General features: G+C 67.0%; 14 protein-coding genes and 2 riboswitches. Of the genes, 11 read left to right on the top strand and 3 right to left on the bottom strand.

The window, feature by feature from the left end; translation table 11 throughout:
- Positions 1 to 10 precede the first annotated feature (10 nt).
- Positions 11 to 268 (top strand): carbon storage regulator, encoded by a 258-nt coding sequence (locus tag AC1DES_RS05785; protein WP_476894731.1) that lies wholly within the window; start codon positions 11 to 13, stop codon positions 266 to 268.
- Between the two features lie 15 nt (positions 269 to 283).
- Here the strand turns inward: AC1DES_RS05785 and flgN are convergent, their stop codons facing one another.
- Positions 284 to 805: a flagellar export chaperone FlgN gene (flgN, locus tag AC1DES_RS05780; protein ID WP_476894730.1), complete on the bottom strand. Its 522-nt coding sequence runs from the start codon at positions 803 to 805 to the stop codon at positions 284 to 286.
- A gap of 233 nt (positions 806 to 1,038) precedes the next feature.
- Between flgN and AC1DES_RS05775 the strand changes: the two genes are divergently transcribed.
- Both AC1DES_RS05775 and AC1DES_RS05770 read left to right on the top strand, forming a co-directional pair.
- On the top strand, positions 1,039 to 1,857 hold the full coding sequence (locus AC1DES_RS05775) for a sigma-70 family RNA polymerase sigma factor (protein WP_476894729.1): 819 nt from the start codon (positions 1,039 to 1,041) through the stop codon (positions 1,855 to 1,857).
- 150 nt (positions 1,858 to 2,007) lie between these two features.
- On the top strand, positions 2,008 to 2,487 hold the full coding sequence (locus AC1DES_RS05770; RefSeq protein ID WP_476894728.1) for a Dps family protein: 480 nt from the start codon (positions 2,008 to 2,010) through the stop codon (positions 2,485 to 2,487).
- Between the two features lie 107 nt (positions 2,488 to 2,594).
- Here AC1DES_RS05770 and AC1DES_RS05765 read toward each other — a convergent pair whose 3' ends face one another.
- Complete coding sequence (locus tag AC1DES_RS05765) at positions 2,595 to 4,169, bottom strand: MFS transporter (RefSeq protein WP_476894727.1); 1,575 nt, start codon at positions 4,167 to 4,169, stop codon at positions 2,595 to 2,597.
- 68 nt (positions 4,170 to 4,237) lie between these two features.
- On the opposite strand from AC1DES_RS05765, the gene AC1DES_RS05760 reads away from it, so the two are divergent.
- The 6 genes from AC1DES_RS05760 (at position 4,238) to AC1DES_RS05735 (ending at position 13,226) form a co-directional block, all read left to right on the top strand.
- Positions 4,238 to 4,777, top strand: a complete 540-nt coding sequence (locus AC1DES_RS05760) for a TetR/AcrR family transcriptional regulator (protein WP_476894726.1) — start codon at positions 4,238 to 4,240, stop codon at positions 4,775 to 4,777.
- A gap of 250 nt (positions 4,778 to 5,027) precedes the next feature.
- Positions 5,028 to 5,126: riboswitch (glycine riboswitch) on the top strand.
- Position 5,127: 1 nt separating this feature from the next.
- Positions 5,128 to 5,243, top strand: a riboswitch (glycine riboswitch).
- 39 nt (positions 5,244 to 5,282) lie between these two features.
- Positions 5,283 to 8,186, top strand: a complete 2,904-nt coding sequence (gcvP, locus tag AC1DES_RS05755; protein ID WP_476894725.1) for an aminomethyl-transferring glycine dehydrogenase — start codon at positions 5,283 to 5,285, stop codon at positions 8,184 to 8,186.
- A gap of 12 nt (positions 8,187 to 8,198) precedes the next feature.
- On the top strand, positions 8,199 to 9,332 hold the full coding sequence (gcvT, locus tag AC1DES_RS05750; protein WP_476894724.1) for a glycine cleavage system aminomethyltransferase GcvT: 1,134 nt from the start codon (positions 8,199 to 8,201) through the stop codon (positions 9,330 to 9,332).
- A 579-nt stretch (positions 9,333 to 9,911) separates the two neighbouring features.
- A complete protein-coding gene (gene gcvH, locus AC1DES_RS05745; RefSeq protein WP_441425582.1) occupies positions 9,912 to 10,295 on the top strand; it encodes a glycine cleavage system protein GcvH in 384 nt (127 codons plus the stop codon).
- A complete protein-coding gene (gene glyA / locus AC1DES_RS05740; RefSeq protein WP_476894723.1) occupies positions 10,292 to 11,623 on the top strand; it encodes a serine hydroxymethyltransferase in 1,332 nt (443 codons plus the stop codon). The genes gcvH and glyA overlap by 4 nt, the downstream gene beginning before the upstream one ends.
- 190 nt (positions 11,624 to 11,813) lie before the next feature.
- Positions 11,814 to 13,226, top strand: coding sequence for an L-serine ammonia-lyase (locus tag AC1DES_RS05735; RefSeq protein ID WP_476894722.1), 1,413 nt, complete (start codon positions 11,814 to 11,816; stop codon positions 13,224 to 13,226).
- A gap of 2 nt (positions 13,227 to 13,228) precedes the next feature.
- On the opposite strand, the gene AC1DES_RS05730 is transcribed toward AC1DES_RS05735, so the two are convergent.
- Complete coding sequence (locus tag AC1DES_RS05730) at positions 13,229 to 13,783, bottom strand: TspO/MBR family protein (RefSeq protein WP_476894721.1); 555 nt, start codon at positions 13,781 to 13,783, stop codon at positions 13,229 to 13,231.
- A gap of 115 nt (positions 13,784 to 13,898) precedes the next feature.
- On the opposite strand from AC1DES_RS05730, the gene AC1DES_RS05725 reads away from it, so the two are divergent.
- Positions 13,899 to 14,972 (top strand): lipid II:glycine glycyltransferase FemX, encoded by a 1,074-nt coding sequence (locus AC1DES_RS05725; RefSeq protein ID WP_476894720.1) that lies wholly within the window; start codon positions 13,899 to 13,901, stop codon positions 14,970 to 14,972.
- A 31-nt stretch (positions 14,973 to 15,003) separates the two neighbouring features.
- The gene (locus AC1DES_RS05720) at positions 15,004 to 16,500 is read left to right on the top strand and encodes a threonine/serine exporter family protein (protein WP_476894719.1); all 1,497 of its coding nucleotides are present in this window, start codon (positions 15,004 to 15,006) and stop codon (positions 16,498 to 16,500) included.
- Positions 16,501 to 16,517: the final 17 nt, after the last annotated feature.

Raw genomic sequence — 16,517 nt, 5'->3', positions numbered from 1 at the left:
CATTGAGAGGATGCTGGTACTAACACGCAAGCCGGGCGAACAGATCATGATCGGCGACGGGATCGTCATCACGGTTCTGGAAGGCCGAGGCGACGGTGTTCGGATAGGTATTGAGGCACCCAGGGGTGTTCCGATCCAGCGCCGGGAAGTCATTGAGGCCATCGCCGCGGCAAACCGTGCCGCGGCGGAAGCCGGACCGGACGCCGAGGACGCACTGCGCGGCCTGGTGCCGCCGGCCGACACTGCCGTCCCTGCCGCGGAAGAGTGAACCCGGGATTCGGGATTAGTCCTGGTCGCCGCCGAGGTACTGAACTAACAGGGGCTGCGTAGCCCGCCGTGTGACAGCAAGGGCCCGCTCAACGTTTTGGGCCGTCGTCAGCTGCTCAAGCAGTCCGGCGGTGTCCGTCGCGCCCGGGCCGGAGGCTGCCGGCAATCGAAGGGTCCGTAATGACTCCTCGTTGGCGTGGGCGGCATCGCTGAGCTGCCGCAGCAACCGGCGAAGCGCGTCCAGGTGTTCCTGCAGGACCTCAGGCCACGGGCCTGCCGGTGCCGCCGACACCAGTTCGATCAGGGTCGCCTGGGCGGGCAGGCCCCATGCAACCGCCACAGCGGCAGATTCCACGCTCCGGGCCAAGGCCTCGAAGCGCAACCTGTCCAGGACGCTTTCGACTTCAGACGCTGTGAAATTAAGCCATTCAAGGTTCCCGGCCTCTACATGCAGCCGCTGCGTCTCCAGCCTGAATATGAGCAGTTCCAACTGCCGCCGCTCTTGCCAGAGTGCTGCCGAGAGATCACCTGCGCCCATGGGCCCCATTCCCTTGCCGTCCCCGGATGCGCGGGTTCCGCATTTTCAGCCATGCTTTTCCCTGAGGGTACACGCAGATTGTGGATCAGGTGATAGGTTTCCTCCATGGGTGCTGCACCCAGGTTCGAACACCGCCTCCGATGGGGAGAGTCAGGGTCCGTTTGCGGGTGCGGCTCTCACGCGTTTTAACGGTTTGGAACGCTTTGGATCCGGTCTCATGGGGGGACACAGTATTGAATCGCGTGGAACGCAACGAGATGGTCACGCAGCATCTTCCGCTGGTGGGGTATCTCGTCTCAGATTTGTGCTCAAAGGCGTCACACCTTTCTCGCGATGACCTGGCTTCAGCGGGCGCTATTGCCCTGATTACGTCGGCTGATTCCTTTGATCCCGATCTTGGCGTGCCGTTCGGCGCCTTCGCGCGCCGGCGCATCCTTGGTGCCTTCGCCGACGAGATGCGGGCCAGCGACTGGGCCACCCGGTCCGCGCGGCGCCGGATCAAGGAAACCATGTCCGTGCAGGAAACCTTGGCGGCTGCTCTTGGCCGGACCCCCACTGTGGACGAACTCGCCTCGGCCCTCGGCGTCCAGCAGAGCGTCGTGGAGGCGGCGCTGGCCGACGCTTCCCGCACGCTGACGCCGCTCGACGAAGCTGTCGTGGACACGCTGGCTGCCGAGACCCTGTCCCCGGAGCACTCGGTCCTCGCCGACGAGCGGCTCCAGTACCTCCGTGCCGCCGTCAAGTCCCTGCCCGAGCGGATGCGATACGTCGTCGAGGAAATCTACTTCGGCGACCGGACGGTCAAGGAGCTCGCCGCGGAACTCGGATCCACCCACGCCGCCGTGTCCCAGCAGCGCTCCGAAGCCATCCGACTCATGCGCGACGGACTGACCGCCCATTATGCCGACGATCCCGATCAGGGTTTCGAACCCCAGTCCCGGATCACCCCGCGGCGCCGGAACGATTACCTGGCACAGTTGTCCGAGGCGACCGTGGGCGGCATCACGAGGGCCATTTTCCCGCAGGGCCCTGTACTGAACGAAGCTGTCTGAGCCGCCCCGCAAAAGGGCAGCCAGTCGTTAGTAAGCCCACTTAGTAAGCTGACCGAGAAATTCCGGGCGGAGCCATCGCTGTCCCCCTGTGCCCTGCGGTAGCGTCTGAAGCATCGGACCTATCGGTACTGGATCTACCCAGGAGGATGCATGAAAGCTTCACCTACTCTGACCGCCAACCTGCAGTCAGTGCTTGCTGACCTGATCGAGCTCCACATTCAGGGCAAACAGGCGCACTGGAACATTGTGGGCACGAACTTCCGGGACCTCCACCTGCAGCTCGATGAAATCATCGACGCGGCCCGCGCGTTCGCGGACGACCTCGCCGAGCGGATGCGCGCCCTCCATGCCCTGCCGGACGGCCGCAGTTCCACGGTCTCCAAGTCCACGTCCCTGGCCGAGTTCCCGGCCGGCCTGATCAACACCAAGGACGCCATCGAGCGGATCGTTGCGGCCCTTGAAGCAGCGGTCGGCACCATGCGCAAGGTCCACGACGAAGTGGATGAGGAAGACCCCACCACCACGGACCTGCTGCACGCATTCATCGCCAAGTTTGAGCAGTACGCATGGATGGTCAACGCCGAGACCATGCGGGCCTCAGCCAGTGTGACCACCCCGGACAGCAAGTAGCAGGGCCGACCACGACCTCATCAGTTGAAGGCCGTCCGCAGCGTCCGGCGCCGGGTTTCTCCCGGCGTCGGACGCTGTTGTCTAACCCTTGACCTCGGACGTGTCGCTTAGCGGGCGACGGGTACCTTGCGGAGGACGACGGCGGTCAGCACCGATGCCCCCGCCATCAGGACCAGTGCGATCGCGGCCGTGACGTGCACGCCCGAGTCGAAGGCGGTCCGCGCGGCGGCTGTCGCGGCCTCGGCTGCCGGGCGGGGGAGCGTCTGGGCGAGTTCGACGGCGCCGGCGAGCGTCTCGCCGGCACGGCTGTTGGCTGCGTCCGACGCGAGCCCGGCAGCTTCGGCGGGGAGCCGGAAGTTGTGCTGGTAGGACGCTGTCAGGATGGAGCCCAGAATGGCCGTGCCCAGCAGGGAGCCGACCTCGTAGCCGGTCTCGGAAATGGCGGCCGCCGCCCCGGACTTGTCGGCGGGGGCTGCCGACAGGATCAGGTCGTTCGAAATCGTCTCCGCGGAGCCTACGCCCAGGCACAGGATCAGGAGGGCGCCAAGGAGTACGGCCGGACCGCTGCTGTGGTCGCCGAAGGCCACGAGGAAGTATCCTCCCGCGCTCAACAGGAGCCCGCCTGCCACCACAAAGCCCGGCCGGACTTTCCGCACCAGCGGAACCACCAGCAGGCCCGACAGCACGGTGGCAGCCAGCGCCGGAACCATGGCGACGCCGGACGCCGAAGGGGACTGCCCCTCGAGCAGCTGCAGGTGCTGGGCCAGGAAGAGGATGAAGCCGTTGTAGGAGAAGAGCGCCAGGACGTTGGCGGTGATGGCCGTGCTGAAGATCCTGTTGCCGAAGAGGCTGACATCCAGTAGCGGCGCCGTCTTGCCTCCCCTCCCAAGCGCCCGCTGGCGCCGGATGAACAGGTAGCCCATGATCAGGCCGAGACCGATGCTTGCCAAGGACTCCGGCGACAGGCCGTGGGTAGCGAGTGCCTTGATGCCGTAGACCGTCGGAACCATGGCCAGCAGGGACAGCCCGATGCTGGGCACGTCCACCCGGCCCGGATGGGGATCGCGGGATTCCGGAATCAGGGCGGGCCCAAGCGCCACCAGCGGCAGGATGATCGGCACGGCCACGAGCAGGACGGCTCCCCACCAGAAGCGCTCCACGAGCCAGCCGCCGACAATCGGGCCCAGGGCTGCGCCGCCGGAGAAGCCGGCCGCCCAGATGGCCACCGCCAGCCTCCGCCGGCGGGGCTCCGGAAAGATATTGCGGATCAAGGACAATGTGGACGGCATGAGCATGGCGCCGAAAAACCCCAGCCCCGCGCGTCCGGCGATCAGCCAGCCGGCGCCGGGGGCAAAAGCCGTGACGGTCGAGACGGCGGCGAAGCCGGCACTGCCTATGAAGAGGAGCCTGCGACGGCCGATCCGGTCTCCCATGCTGCCCATCGCCACCAGCAGGCCGGCAAGGACCAGGGGGTAGGTGTCGACAATCCAGAGCAGTTCGATGCCTGAGGCATGGAGGCCGTGGGCGATGGACGGCAGCGCAAAAGTCAGGGCGGTGTTGTCCACGGCCACCAGCAGTACCGGAAACATCAGCAGGCCCAGCGCCAGCCAGTCACGCCACGGTGCCCGCGGGGCGGTGCGGATGGCCGGGCTGGTCAGTGTGGAAATCGACGTAGCGCTCATGGTCAATAACTATACCGTCTGGACGGTGCAGTTAAGAAATGCGCGGCATCGCGGGCATGATAAGAACCATGCCCAGAAAACCCGTCGCCCGTGAGGCAGTCCTCGACGCCTTTGAGTCCCTGCTCATCGAAGAGGGTGAACGTGCCGCGACGCTGGACGCCGTCGCCAAGCGCGCGGGCGTCTCCAAAGGCGGGCTCCTCTACCACTTTCCGAGCAAGGAGGCGATGATCTCGGTGCTGCTTGAGCGGCTGGACCGGCTCCTTGCCCAGGATGTCGCGGCCATGGCGGCTGCTCCGGAAGGTGCCGCGGCGTACTTCATCAAGTCTTCCCTCTGGGCGGACACGCGGCTGGACCGGGCCTTCGTCGCCGCCACCCGGCTCGCTGAAGTGGCGCATGAAGAGGCCCTGCACCGGTTTGCCGCCGCGCAGTCGCGCTGGCTGGAACTGCTGTCCGGCGACGTCGGACCGGCCATGGCCAAGGCTGTCCTCTACATGGGGGACGGGCTGTACTTCAATGCGATGCTCGCCCGCGGCCCCGGCGGGCCCCTCCCGGAGGTCGGAGCGGACCTCGAGAGCCTGCTCGCCGCCGTCGAACGGCTGCGCGGCTGAGCAGTACTCCGGCCGCCGCCAGCTGAGGTCGCCGGAAACGTGCGAGGTCGCCGGAAAGTTCGGGCGACCTCGCACGTTTCCGGCGACCTCATGGGCGGGGTTGTCGGGCGGGGCAGCCGGGCGGCCACTCCGGCCGCCGCCAGGCCGCCGCCGTAACCCTTGGGCTCCCGGCGCAACCGGTTTGCGGACGCGGGCCCGGCGTAGGACAATGGAAGCTGTGACTGCGGTCACGAGCAATTGAATATGCCTTTGATCTGCGGCGGGAGAGTTCTGCAAGTAGGTACAAGCAGGCGCCGTAGGAGCAAACCCTCCCCAGGAATCTCTCAGGCCCATGTACCGCCGCGGCAAGGCAACTCTGGAAAGTAGCAGGCTGTCCCTGACACGCTGTGCTCACCGACGGTGCAAGCGAGGCCATGCGAGAGCACGGCTGCGCGGAAACTCTCAGGTCCAATACAGAGCGGGGAGGAACCCGAATCAATGTGGCGTACCCTGCGCCGCCTTAGTTATGGAGTTCCTTGTGACTGTTACCTCAGCCTCCACGTCCTTCGTTGACCGGCACATCGGCGCTCGCCGCCAGTCCGACGTCGACGCCATGCTGAAGGCTGTCGGCTACGACACCGTCGACGCCCTGGTGGACACCGCCGTTCCGAAGGACATCCGGCAGGCCTCCCCGCTGGGGCTGGGGGAAGCCCTCAGCGAAGTCGAAGTCCTCGCCGAGCTGCGCCGGATTGCTGCGAAGAACAAGACCGCCGTCCAGATGATCGGCCAGGGCTACTACGACACCCTCACCCCGGCCGTCATCCGCCGGAACATCCTTGAGGCGCCGGCCTGGTACACCGCGTACACGCCCTACCAGCCGGAGATCTCGCAGGGCCGGCTCGAGGCGCTGCTGAACTTCCAGACCATGGTCCAGGACCTCGTGGGCCTGCCCATCGCCAATGCCTCCCTCCTGGATGAAGCCACCGCCGTCGCCGAGGCCGTGCTGATGATGCGCAGGGCCAACAAGAACAAGACGGCCCACGACGGCAAGACCGTCCTCGACGCCGACTGCCTGCCGCAGACCATCGCGATCGTCAAGGGCCGCGCCGAGGCCCTCGGCTTCGAGGTCGAGGTCGCGGATCTTTCCAAGGGCCTGCCTGACGGCGTCATCAACGGCGTTGTCCTGCAGCAGCCGGGCGTCTCCGGCCGCGCGTTCGACCACTCCGCCGTGATCGCCGAGGCCAAGGAACGCGGCGCCCTCGTGACAGTCGCCGCCGATCTGCTGTCCCTGACCCTGATAACCTCCCCGGGTGAGCAGGGCGCCGATATCGCCGTCGGTTCCGCGCAGCGCTTCGGTGTGCCGCTGTTCTTCGGCGGTCCCCACGCTGCCTACATGGCCGTCCAGAAGGGCCTGGAGCGGTCCATGCCCGGGCGCCTCGTCGGTGTCTCCAAGGACAACGCCGGCGTCCCCGCCTACCGCCTGGCGCTCCAGACCCGCGAGCAGCACATCCGCCGCGAGAAGGCCACGTCCAACATCTGCACCGCACAGGCCCTGCTGGCCATCGTGGCGTCCTTCTACGCCGTCTACCACGGCCCGGACGGGCTCAAGGCAATCGCCGAGACCACCCACGGCCACGCCAAGACCATCGCCGCATCGCTGAAGGCTGCCGGCCTCGACGTACTGCACGCCTCCTTCTTCGACACCGTAACCGTGTCCGTGCCGGGCAAGGCAGCAGACATCATTGCCGCCGCCGAGGCCAAGGGCATCAACCTGCGCTCCGTCGATGCCGACACCGTCGGCATCTCCGCCGATGAAGCCACGACGGCGGCCATCGTTGCCGACGTCGTCGCCGCCTTTGGTGCCACCGTGGTGGAAGCGGTAGATGGCTTCGCCCTGGACCCCGCCGTCGAGCGCACCTCCGACTACCTCCAGCACCCGGTCTTCAACACGCACCGCTCCGAGACCCAGCTGCTGCGCTACATCCGCCGGCTCTCGGACCGCGACCTCGCGCTGGACCGCACCATGATCCCGCTCGGTTCCTGCACCATGAAGCTGAACGCCACGGCCGAGATGGAAGCCATCTCCTGGCCGGAATTTGCCTCCATCCACCCCTTCGCCCCGGAATCCCAGACTGCCGGCTGGCGTGAACTGATCGAAGACCTCGAAGCCCAGCTGACCGAGATCACCGGCTACGACCAGGTCTCCATCCAGCCGAACGCCGGCTCCCAGGGCGAGCTCGCCGGCCTGCTGGCCATCCGCGGCTACCACCACTCCCGCGGCGACTCGCAGCGCAACGTCTGCCTGATCCCGGCCTCCGCGCACGGGACGAATGCGGCCTCCGCGGTGCTCGCCGGCATGAAGGTCGTCGTCGTGGCCACCGCCACCGACGGCACGATCGACCACGCGGACCTCACTGCCAAGATCGAGCTGCACAAGGGCGCGCTGTCCGCGATCATGATCACCTACCCGTCCACCCACGGGGTGTACGACGCCGACGTCCGCGAAGTCTGCGACGCGATCCACGCGGCCGGCGGCCAGGTCTACATCGACGGCGCCAACCTCAACGCCCTCGTCGGCCTCGCCCAGCCGGGCCAGTTCGGCGGCGATGTGTCGCACCTGAACCTGCACAAGACGTTCTGCATCCCGCACGGCGGCGGCGGCCCCGGCGTCGGCCCGGTCGCGGCCAAAGCCCACCTGGCACCGTTCATGCCGGGCAACGCGGCGGATCCGGCCAACGGTGCCGACGGCACCCCGATCTCCGCGTCCCGCTACGGCTCGGCCGGTGTCCTGCCGATCTCCTGGGCGTACGTGAAGCTCATGGGCGGGCAGGGCCTGACCGAGGCGACCAAGTCGGCCCTCCTCGCGGCCAACTACATCGCGTCCCGGCTGAACGACTTCTTCCCGGTGCTTTACACCGGCGACGGCGGCCTCGTGGCCCACGAATGCATCCTGGACCTGCGCGAACTCACGGCCAAGACCGGGGTGACCGCCGAGGACGTCGCCAAGCGCCTGATCGACTACGGCTTCCACGCCCCGACGCTCGCGTTCCCCGTGGCCGGCACCTTGATGGTCGAGCCCACCGAATCGGAGGACCTCGGCGAGATCGACCGCTTCATCCAGGCTATGGTGTCCATCCGCGCCGAAATCGACCAGGTGGCGCACGGCGACTTCACCGTGGAGCACAGCCCGCTGCGCAACGCCCCGCACACCGCCGCCGTCGTCATCAGCACCGACTGGACCCAGGAGTACCCGCGTGAGCAGGCCGTCTTCCCGGTCCACGCCCTCAGGCAGGACAAGTACTTCCCGCCGGTCGGCCGCATCGACGGTGCCGCGGGTGACCGCAACCTGATCTGCTCCTGCCCTCCCCTGGAAGCCTTCGAGGAAAGCACAGCAGCCTTCGAGCACCACTCCGACGACTCCGCCAAATAAGGACAGCCAACGATGACTGAGAACTACACGGCACTTTACGAAGAACACAAGAAGCTCGGCGCCTCCTTCACGGACTTCGGCGGCTGGCAGATGCCACTCAAGTACAGCTCCGAGCTGGCCGAGCACCACGCGGTCCGCAAGTCCGCGGGCCTGTTCGACCTCTCCCACATGGGCGAAGTCTGGGTCACCGGCCCGGACGCCGCAGCATTCCTGGACTACGCCCTCGTCGGCAAGATCTCCGCCATGGCGGTCGGCAAGGCCAAGTACTCGCTGATCTGCAACGAGGACGGCGGCATCATCGACGACCTCATCACCTACCGCCGTGACGAACAGAAGTTCCTCGTGGTCCCCAACGCCGGCAACGCCAAGGTCGTGGCTGCCGCTCTGGCCGAGCGGGCTGCAGGCTTTGAGGTCACGGTCCACGACGTCTCGGCCGAGACTTCGCTGATCGCGGTGCAGGGCCCCAAGGCGCAGGAAATCCTGCTGCGCCTGGTTCCCGCCTCCGACCACAGCCTCGTCACGGACCTCAAGTACTACGCCGCCGTCGAAGTTCCCTTCCTCGTTGGCGGTACGAGCCAGGACCTCCTGCTGGCCCGCACCGGCTACACCGGCGAGGACGGCTTCGAGATCTTCGTCGCCAACGAGGACGCGGCAGCCCTCTGGCAGGCACTTGTCGCCATCGCCGACGACGGCGAGCTGACGCCCGCCGGACTTGCCTCCCGGGATTCTCTCCGCCTCGAGGCCGGCATGCCGCTGTACGGCAACGAGCTCTTCCTCGAAGGCGACCCGTTCGCTGCCGGCCTGGGCCCGGTCGTCGCGCTGTCCAAGGAAGGCGATTTCGTCGGCAAGGCCGCCCTCGCCGCCAAGAAGGAAGCCGGCGCAGGCACCACTTCCGGCCGCAAGCTCGTCGGGCTCAAAGGCCTCGGCCGCCGGGCCGGCCGCGGCCACTACCCGGTCCTCAAGGACGGCATCGTCGTCGGCGAAGTCACCTCCGGCCAGCCCAGCCCGAGCCTCGGCTATCCGGTAGCGATGGCGTACGTCGACGTCGAGTTCACCGAGCCCGGCACGGCCCTGGACATCGATCTGCGCGGCAAGGCCGAGCCCTTCGAAGTGGTCGCACTGCCGTTCTACAAGCGCCAAAAGTAGCCGAAGCTGTCCCGGTCCCGGAGCCGTGGCTGGCTCCGGGACCGGCCGTCTGGGTTTTCACGCGTGCTCGCTCGTTTTCCCGCCGTCCCCCTCGCCTCGCAAGCTCGGCCAGGGAACCCGGACGCCGGTCACTCGCTTAGACGCACGCTTTCGAAAACCCAGCCCGGCCGCCCCCTCAGAGGCAGCTCACCTCACGTTCCAAGCACCTTGGGAAGCGCCTTCGAACGCCAAAGGTGCTGGGGATATACCGCCTACCGAGGGTCGGCTCTAGAAAATATCGAAAAGCCACTGTTTCTTTCCGGAAAACGGTTGGCACCGAGAACTGAACTGGATATTAGCGGCGGGGGCTCGGCATCCGGAAGCGTGCGTCTAAGGGGGGCCCACACCGTCAGGGTTCCCTGGCCGAGCTTGCGAGGCTAGGGAGACGGTGGGGAGCGTCGCGTCCGCCCAGCGGGCGCCTTCGCGACCGAGCACGCGGAGGAATTCGGTTTCCGGCCGCGTAACCCGACCAAGGCTCGTACGTAACCCAGCCACAATTGATTTAGCACCAACGACCACTCCAAGACTTAGGAAAAACACATGGCAAAAGTTGCCCCTGAACTGCAGTACTCCGACGAGCACGAGTGGGTTGCGCGGGAGGCCGGGAACGTAGTGTCCATCGGCATCTCCGCCGTCGCCACGGACGCCCTCGGCGACATCGTCTACGTTGACCTGCCCGAGGTCGGCTCCGCTGTCACCGCGGGGGAGACCTGCGGCGAGGTCGAGTCGACCAAGTCCGTCTCGGACCTCTACGCCCCCGTCACGGGCGAGGTCACCGAAATCAACCCCGCCGTCGTCGACGATCCCGCACTGATCAACAGCGATCCGTACGGTGCCGGCTGGCTCTTCAAGGTCGCCGCTGAGTCCGACGGCCCGCTGCTCTCCGCCCAGGACTACGCATCCAAGAACGGCGGCGAGCTGTGAGCGCCGCCGCGGCCGCAGGCACCGAGACCGCATTTGAGCAGGTTCTCTCCCCGAGCCTGGACGCCGAGCTGTCCGCCCTGGATCCGGAGATCGCTGAGCAGATCGACGCCGAGCTCACCCGCCAGCGGGACGGCCTGGAAATGATCGCCTCGGAGAACCACACGGCCAAGGCCGTCATGCAGGCCCAGGGCTCCGTGCTGACCAACAAGTACGCCGAGGGCTACCCGGGCAAGCGCTACTACGGCGGCTGCGAGCACGTCGACGTGATCGAACAGCTCGCCATCGACCGGGTCAAGGCCCTGTTCGGCGCCGAATACGCCAACGTGCAGCCGCACTCCGGCGCACAGGCCAACGCCTCCGTCATGCACGCCCTGATCCGCCCGGGCGACACCATCATGGGCCTGAACCTGGCCCACGGCGGGCACCTGACGCACGGGATGAAGATCAACTTCTCCGGCCGGCTCTACAACGTCATCCCGTACCAGGTCCGCGAAGAGGACCACCGGATCGACATGGCCGAGGTGGAGCGGCTGGCCCAGGAGCACAAGCCGCAGCTGATCGTGGCCGGCTGGTCCGCCTACGCCCGGCAGCTGGACTTTGCCGAGTTCCGCCGCATCGCCGACTCCGTGGGCGCTTACCTCATGGTGGACATGGCGCATTTCGCCGGGCTGGTCGCCGCGGGGCTGCACCCCTCGCCGGTGCCGCACGCCCACGTCACCACCTCCACGACGCACAAGACCCTTGCCGGTCCGCGCGGCGGCATCATCCTCTCCAACGACGCCGCCATCGCCAAGAAGATCAACTCGGCCGTGTTCCCCGGACAGCAGGGCGGCCCGCTGGAGCACGTCATTGCCGGCAAGGCTGTGGCGTTCAAAATCGCCGCGTCTCCCGAGTTCAAGGAACGCCAGGAGCGCGTCCTCGCCGGTGCGCGGATCCTCGCCGAGCGCCTCGTCCAGGCGGATGTCACCGCCCAGGGGATCAACGTCATTTCCGGCGGCACCGACGTGCACCTGGTCCTCGTTGACCTGCGCAACTGCGAGCTCAACGGGCAGGAAGCCGAGGACCGCCTCGCGGCGATCGACATCACCGTCAACCGCAACGCCGTCCCGTTCGACCCGCGCCCGCCGATGGTCACCTCCGGGCTGCGCATCGGCACCCCGGCGCTGGCCACCCGCGGCTTCGGCGAAGCAGCCTTCACCGAGGTCGCCGATATCATCGCCGAGGCCCTGACCGCCGACGCCGGCGCGGACCTGTCCGGCCTGCGCACCCGGGTGGAAGCCCTCGCCGCCGCCCACCCGCTCTACCCCTCGGTTGATAACCTCGCCTAGAGGACGTATTACAGAAGTAGCAGTAACACCCGCATTGCAGAAGTACCAGTACAGATCACGACGCCGGGCCGCCGCCACCAGTTGCCGCCCGGCGTCGTGCATCCGGCCGTGATGCCGCCCACCGGCGGTATGACCGCCTTCCGGCAGGACCCCCTGCCGGGCCACAGTAAGACCTAGTTAGGAACCGACCATGGCCGTTGGAGTCTTTGACCTTTTTTCCATAGGAATAGGACCGTCCAGTTCGCACACCGTGGGCCCGATGCGGGCCGCCGCAGTGTTCGCCGAAGAGCTGAAGGCGTCCGGAGACCTGGACCGGGTGGTGTCGCTGCGCGTGGACCTCTACGGTTCGCTCGCCGCCACCGGCCACGGCCACGGCACCATGACCGCCATCCTCCTCGGTTTGGAGGGCTTCCACCCGGAGCGCATCCTGCCGGAAGAAGTCGAAGAACGGCTCGCCGCGATCGCCGAGACCGGCACGCTGCAGTTGGCCGGAGCTGTGGCCCTGCCCTACGGAGTCCAGGACATGGTCCTGCGCCCCCTGACCATCCTGCCGCGGCACACCAACGGCATGACGTTTACCGTCTCCGGCGCCGACGGCGGAGTCCTCCACACGGCGACGTTCTTCTCCGTCGGCGGCGGCTTCATCGTCCGCGAGGGGGAAGAGGACGCGGCCCTGAAGGAACTGGCGGAGTCCAAGAAGGAGCTTCCGTTGCCGTTCCGCACGGCCGCGGAACTGCTGGGCAGGTGCCAGTCGAAGGGCCTGTCAATCGGCGAGATCATGTTCGTCAACGAACGCGCTGCCCGGACCGACGAGGAGATCCGCGAAGGCCTGCTGCACATCTACTCGGTCATGGAGGGCTGTGTCGAGGTCAGCCTCAAGCGCGAGGGGCTGCTTCCCGGCGGACTCAAGGTCCGCCGTCGGGCGCCGGACTGGCACGAACGGCTCCTGAAGGAAACCCGCGGCCAGGACCCCGACTACCGGGACCCGAAGTACTGGCAGGAATGGGTCAACCTGATCGCCCTGGCCGTGAACGAGGAAAACGCTTCCGGCGGCCGCGTGGTCACCGCCCCCACGAACGGCGCCGCGGGCATCATCCCCGCTGTCCTCTACTATGCGCTGCACTTCGCCCCCGGCATGGACAAGGCAACCCAGCAGGACCGCGACGACGTCGTGGTTAAATTCCTGCTGACCGCGGGAGCGATCGGGGTGCTCTACAAGGAGCAGGCCTCGATCTCCGGCGCGGAAGTCGGCTGCCAGGGCGAAGTGGGCTCGGCATCGTCGATGGCCGCCGCCGGCCTGGCGGAAGTCATGGGCGGCACGCCCCAGCAGGTCGAAAACGCTGCGGAAATCGCGATGGAGCATAACCTCGGCCTCACCTGCGATCCCATCGGCGGCCTCGTCCAGATCCCCTGCATCGAACGCAACGCGATTGCCGCGGCCAAGGCCATCAACGCCGCCAAGATGGCGCTGTGGGGCGACGGCTCGCACCGGGTATCCCTCGACGAGGTCATCGTGACCATGCGGGAGACGGGCAGGGACATGAGCTCCAAATACAAGGAAACCGCGATGGGCGGCCTCGCAGTGAATGTGGTGGAGTGCTAGGGCTAGTTGTGCAGCGCCACCCAGAGATTGAGGGACGCGGCGAAGACGATCCAGGACAGGTAGGGCAGCATCAGCACCCCGGCCGTCCGGCTGATCGGGCCAAAGAGCATCACTGTTCCTGAAACGGCCACCGCGAGCGCCACGATGATGGCGAAGGCGATCCACAGCGCCGGGGTGCCCAGCGCCGGATACAGGCCGAAGAAGGCCGGTGTCCACAGCAGGTTCAGCGCCAGCTGCACGGCATAGACGGTGAGGGCAGCCCGTGACCCTTCCGCGCGGCGGCGCCAGATGAGCCAGGCTGCGACGGCCATGGCCGTGTAGAGCACGGTCCAGACCGGCCCGAAGACCCAGTTCGGCGGTGACCAGGGCGCCTTGTCGGCGCCCGCATACCAGCCGTCCACATTCTTGAACGTCGCCAGGCTGCCCACAGCCGCCACAAGCGCAGAGGCGCCGAGGAACAGCAGCAGCCCCGTCACGCGCAACCCCGGCCCGGTCCTTGCGGATCCCACGGTTTCGGCCCCGGAGCCCTGCGCAAACAGTCCATGGTCAGCCTGCATGACGCCAGCGTAGCCGCTCTGCGCGGACCGGGGGCAGGGTGCGGGACGGATAGACTTGAATCTGCATGTCCGCATGCCGCCGAAGCTCATTCCGCAATGATTGGATACCGCGCACTTGCGAGAATTCACTGCCCGCTTTGCCTCCGCCGAAGAGGTCGCCAACTGGGACTCCCACGTCACCGCGAACCCGAACGGCGGCAATCTGCTGCAATCCGAGGCGTTCGCCGAGGTCAAACAGCACTTCGGCTGGAAGCCCCTGCACCTGGTCTATGAGACAGCGGACTACACGAGCTACAACCTCGTCCTGGAGAAGTCCTTCCCCCTCCTCGGTAAGCTCTGGTACCTCATCAAGGGGCCGGATGTGGCCGACGTCGAGGACATTCCCGGCATAGCGGCGGCCAACGCCGACTTCGTCAAACGGGCCAGGCTGGGCGTGTTCGCCGTCAAGATCGAACCTGACATCGTGTTGTCCGACGGGGCGAAGCGCGTCATCGAGGGGGCCGGTCTGGTCAAGACCCACAACCTGCAGCCCAACGACTCCACGGCGCTGCTGGACATTTCGCCCCAGGAAAACCAGCTGCTGCGCAATCTGCATTCCCGCGGCAGGAATGCCGTGCGCCGGGCCATCCGGGAAGCGGTGGAGGTCCACAACGTCGAACCCACGGAGGAGAACTTCCGTGCGATGTACGCCCTGATGACCAACACGGTGGAGGCCAAGTCCCAGGTCCGGGTCCGCGAATACGACTACTACCGCCAGTTCTGGACCAACTTCTCCAGCCGCGGCCAGGGCAGGCTGCTCTTCGTCTACGAGAACGGAGAGCCGTCGGTCGGTGCCTTCGTCATCAACTATGGCCGCAAGGCAACGTACAAGGATGGCGGCTCCCTCCAGAAACGCAGCCAGTACGGTGATTCACACCTGGTGCAATGGACCGCCATCAACCAGCTCAAGGAACTCGGCTGCACCGAGTACGACTTCTGCGGCACGCCGCCGAGCGACCAGCTCAAGGACACCTCCAACCCGTTCCACGGACTGGGACTGTTCAAGACCAGCTTCAGCAAGACCGTCACCGACTTTGTCGGCTGCTACGACCAGGTCCTGAGCCCGCGGAAGTACAAGGCCTGGATGGCCGCCGGTGAGCGGGTGGCGCGCCAGCTGTACACCCGGCGCACGGGCCAGCAGTTCTACTGAGCCGGCCAGATCGGAAATTGAGGAGGCCGGAATGACCAAAGCACCCGACGGCCGCCGCAGGCCGCCCACGGACGGCCTGCCCCGGACCGAGCCGATGTCGCCCATGCAGGTGCGCCAGAATGCCGCCGCCAAGCGCATGCTCCGCCGGCTCGTCCAGGGGGAGAACCCGCCGACAGCCCCCATGAGCATCGTGGACCGGCTGGCCGGCAGCCCCTACGCCAACCCCATGATCCAGGTCGGCGGGGTGGACACCTCCGCGCGCAAGACCATCGACTTCGCGCTGCACCTGGCCGAATCCATGTTCCGGTACGGCGCCGGCGCGCTGGAAGTCGAAACCAGCATCATCGCCATCACGGCCGCCCTGGGGCTGAAGAACATCGAGGTGGACATCACCAACCAGTCGGTGGCCATTAACTACGCGCCCAAGGACCAAACCCCCATCTCGCTCCTGCGCGTGGTGCGGTCCTGGACCAACAACTATGCGGGCCTGGCGAAGGTGCACCAGCTGGTCACGGACATCGTGGCCGGCGGCGTCGGCCGGGAAGAGGCCGTGCGCCGGCTCGAGGAAATCATTCGCAGCGCCAAGCCGTTTCCGCGCTGGATGGTGACCGTGGCGTTCGGGGTCTTCTCTGCAGTCTTCGTCGGGGTCCTTGGCGGCGGGCCGGGCGCCTCCGCGGTCGCCTTCCTGTCCAACCTGCTGGTGAGCCTGTTGGCCCGGCAGTTGGGGCGGTGGCGCACACCCGACTTTTTCATCACCGCATCGTGTTCCTTCCTGGTCACCATCATCGCCCTGCTCCTCTGGCGCTTCGGCAGCCCCGTGGGGATCCAGATCGCTCCGGCCATCGTCGTAGTGGGCGGGATCCTGCTGCTCCTGCCGACCGGCCGTCTGGTGTCCTCGGTACAGGACGCCATCAACGGGTTCCCCGTCACGGCGGCCGGCCGGTTCCTGTCCACCATGCTGACCTTTGGCGCGCTCGTGGCCGGGATCGCCGTCGGCTTTGTGGCGGGCGACATGACCGGCATGGAGAAGATCAACGTCACCGAAACATTCCCGCCCGCGTATCCCTTGTGGGCGGTGATCATCATGATCGCGGTCGCCGTCCTGATGATCGGCATCACCGAGCAGACCTCGTGGACGCTGCTGCTGCCGACGGCGGCCGTCGGCGTCGTCGGGTACCTCGTCCTGATCGGGGGAGACGCCATCGGAATCGGTGCCCGGTTCGCGCCGGCCCTCGCCGCCGTCGTGATCGGGCTGCTGGCCCGCGTCGTGGCGCTGCGGATGGGGGCGCCGCAGCTCGTGGTGGCCGTCCCGGCGGCGCTGATCCTACTGCCCGGACTCACCATATTCCGCTCCATGTATGTATTGACCATCGAGGAATCGGAGATCCTCATGGGAGCCGGCGGCATGCTCAACGCCGGGGCCATCGTGCTGGGCGTTGCGGCAGGAATCGTGCTCGGTGACACCCTGGCGCGGCCGCTGACCCGGAGCCTGGCAAGCAACGAACGACGCCGGGCACGCCGCCGCTAAGCTGCGCCACCACAGCC

This window comes from Arthrobacter sp. 05T442, assembly GCF_056395945.1.
The sequence above is the reverse complement of the archived record's forward strand: the minus strand, read 5'-3'. Positions and strand labels throughout refer to the sequence as shown.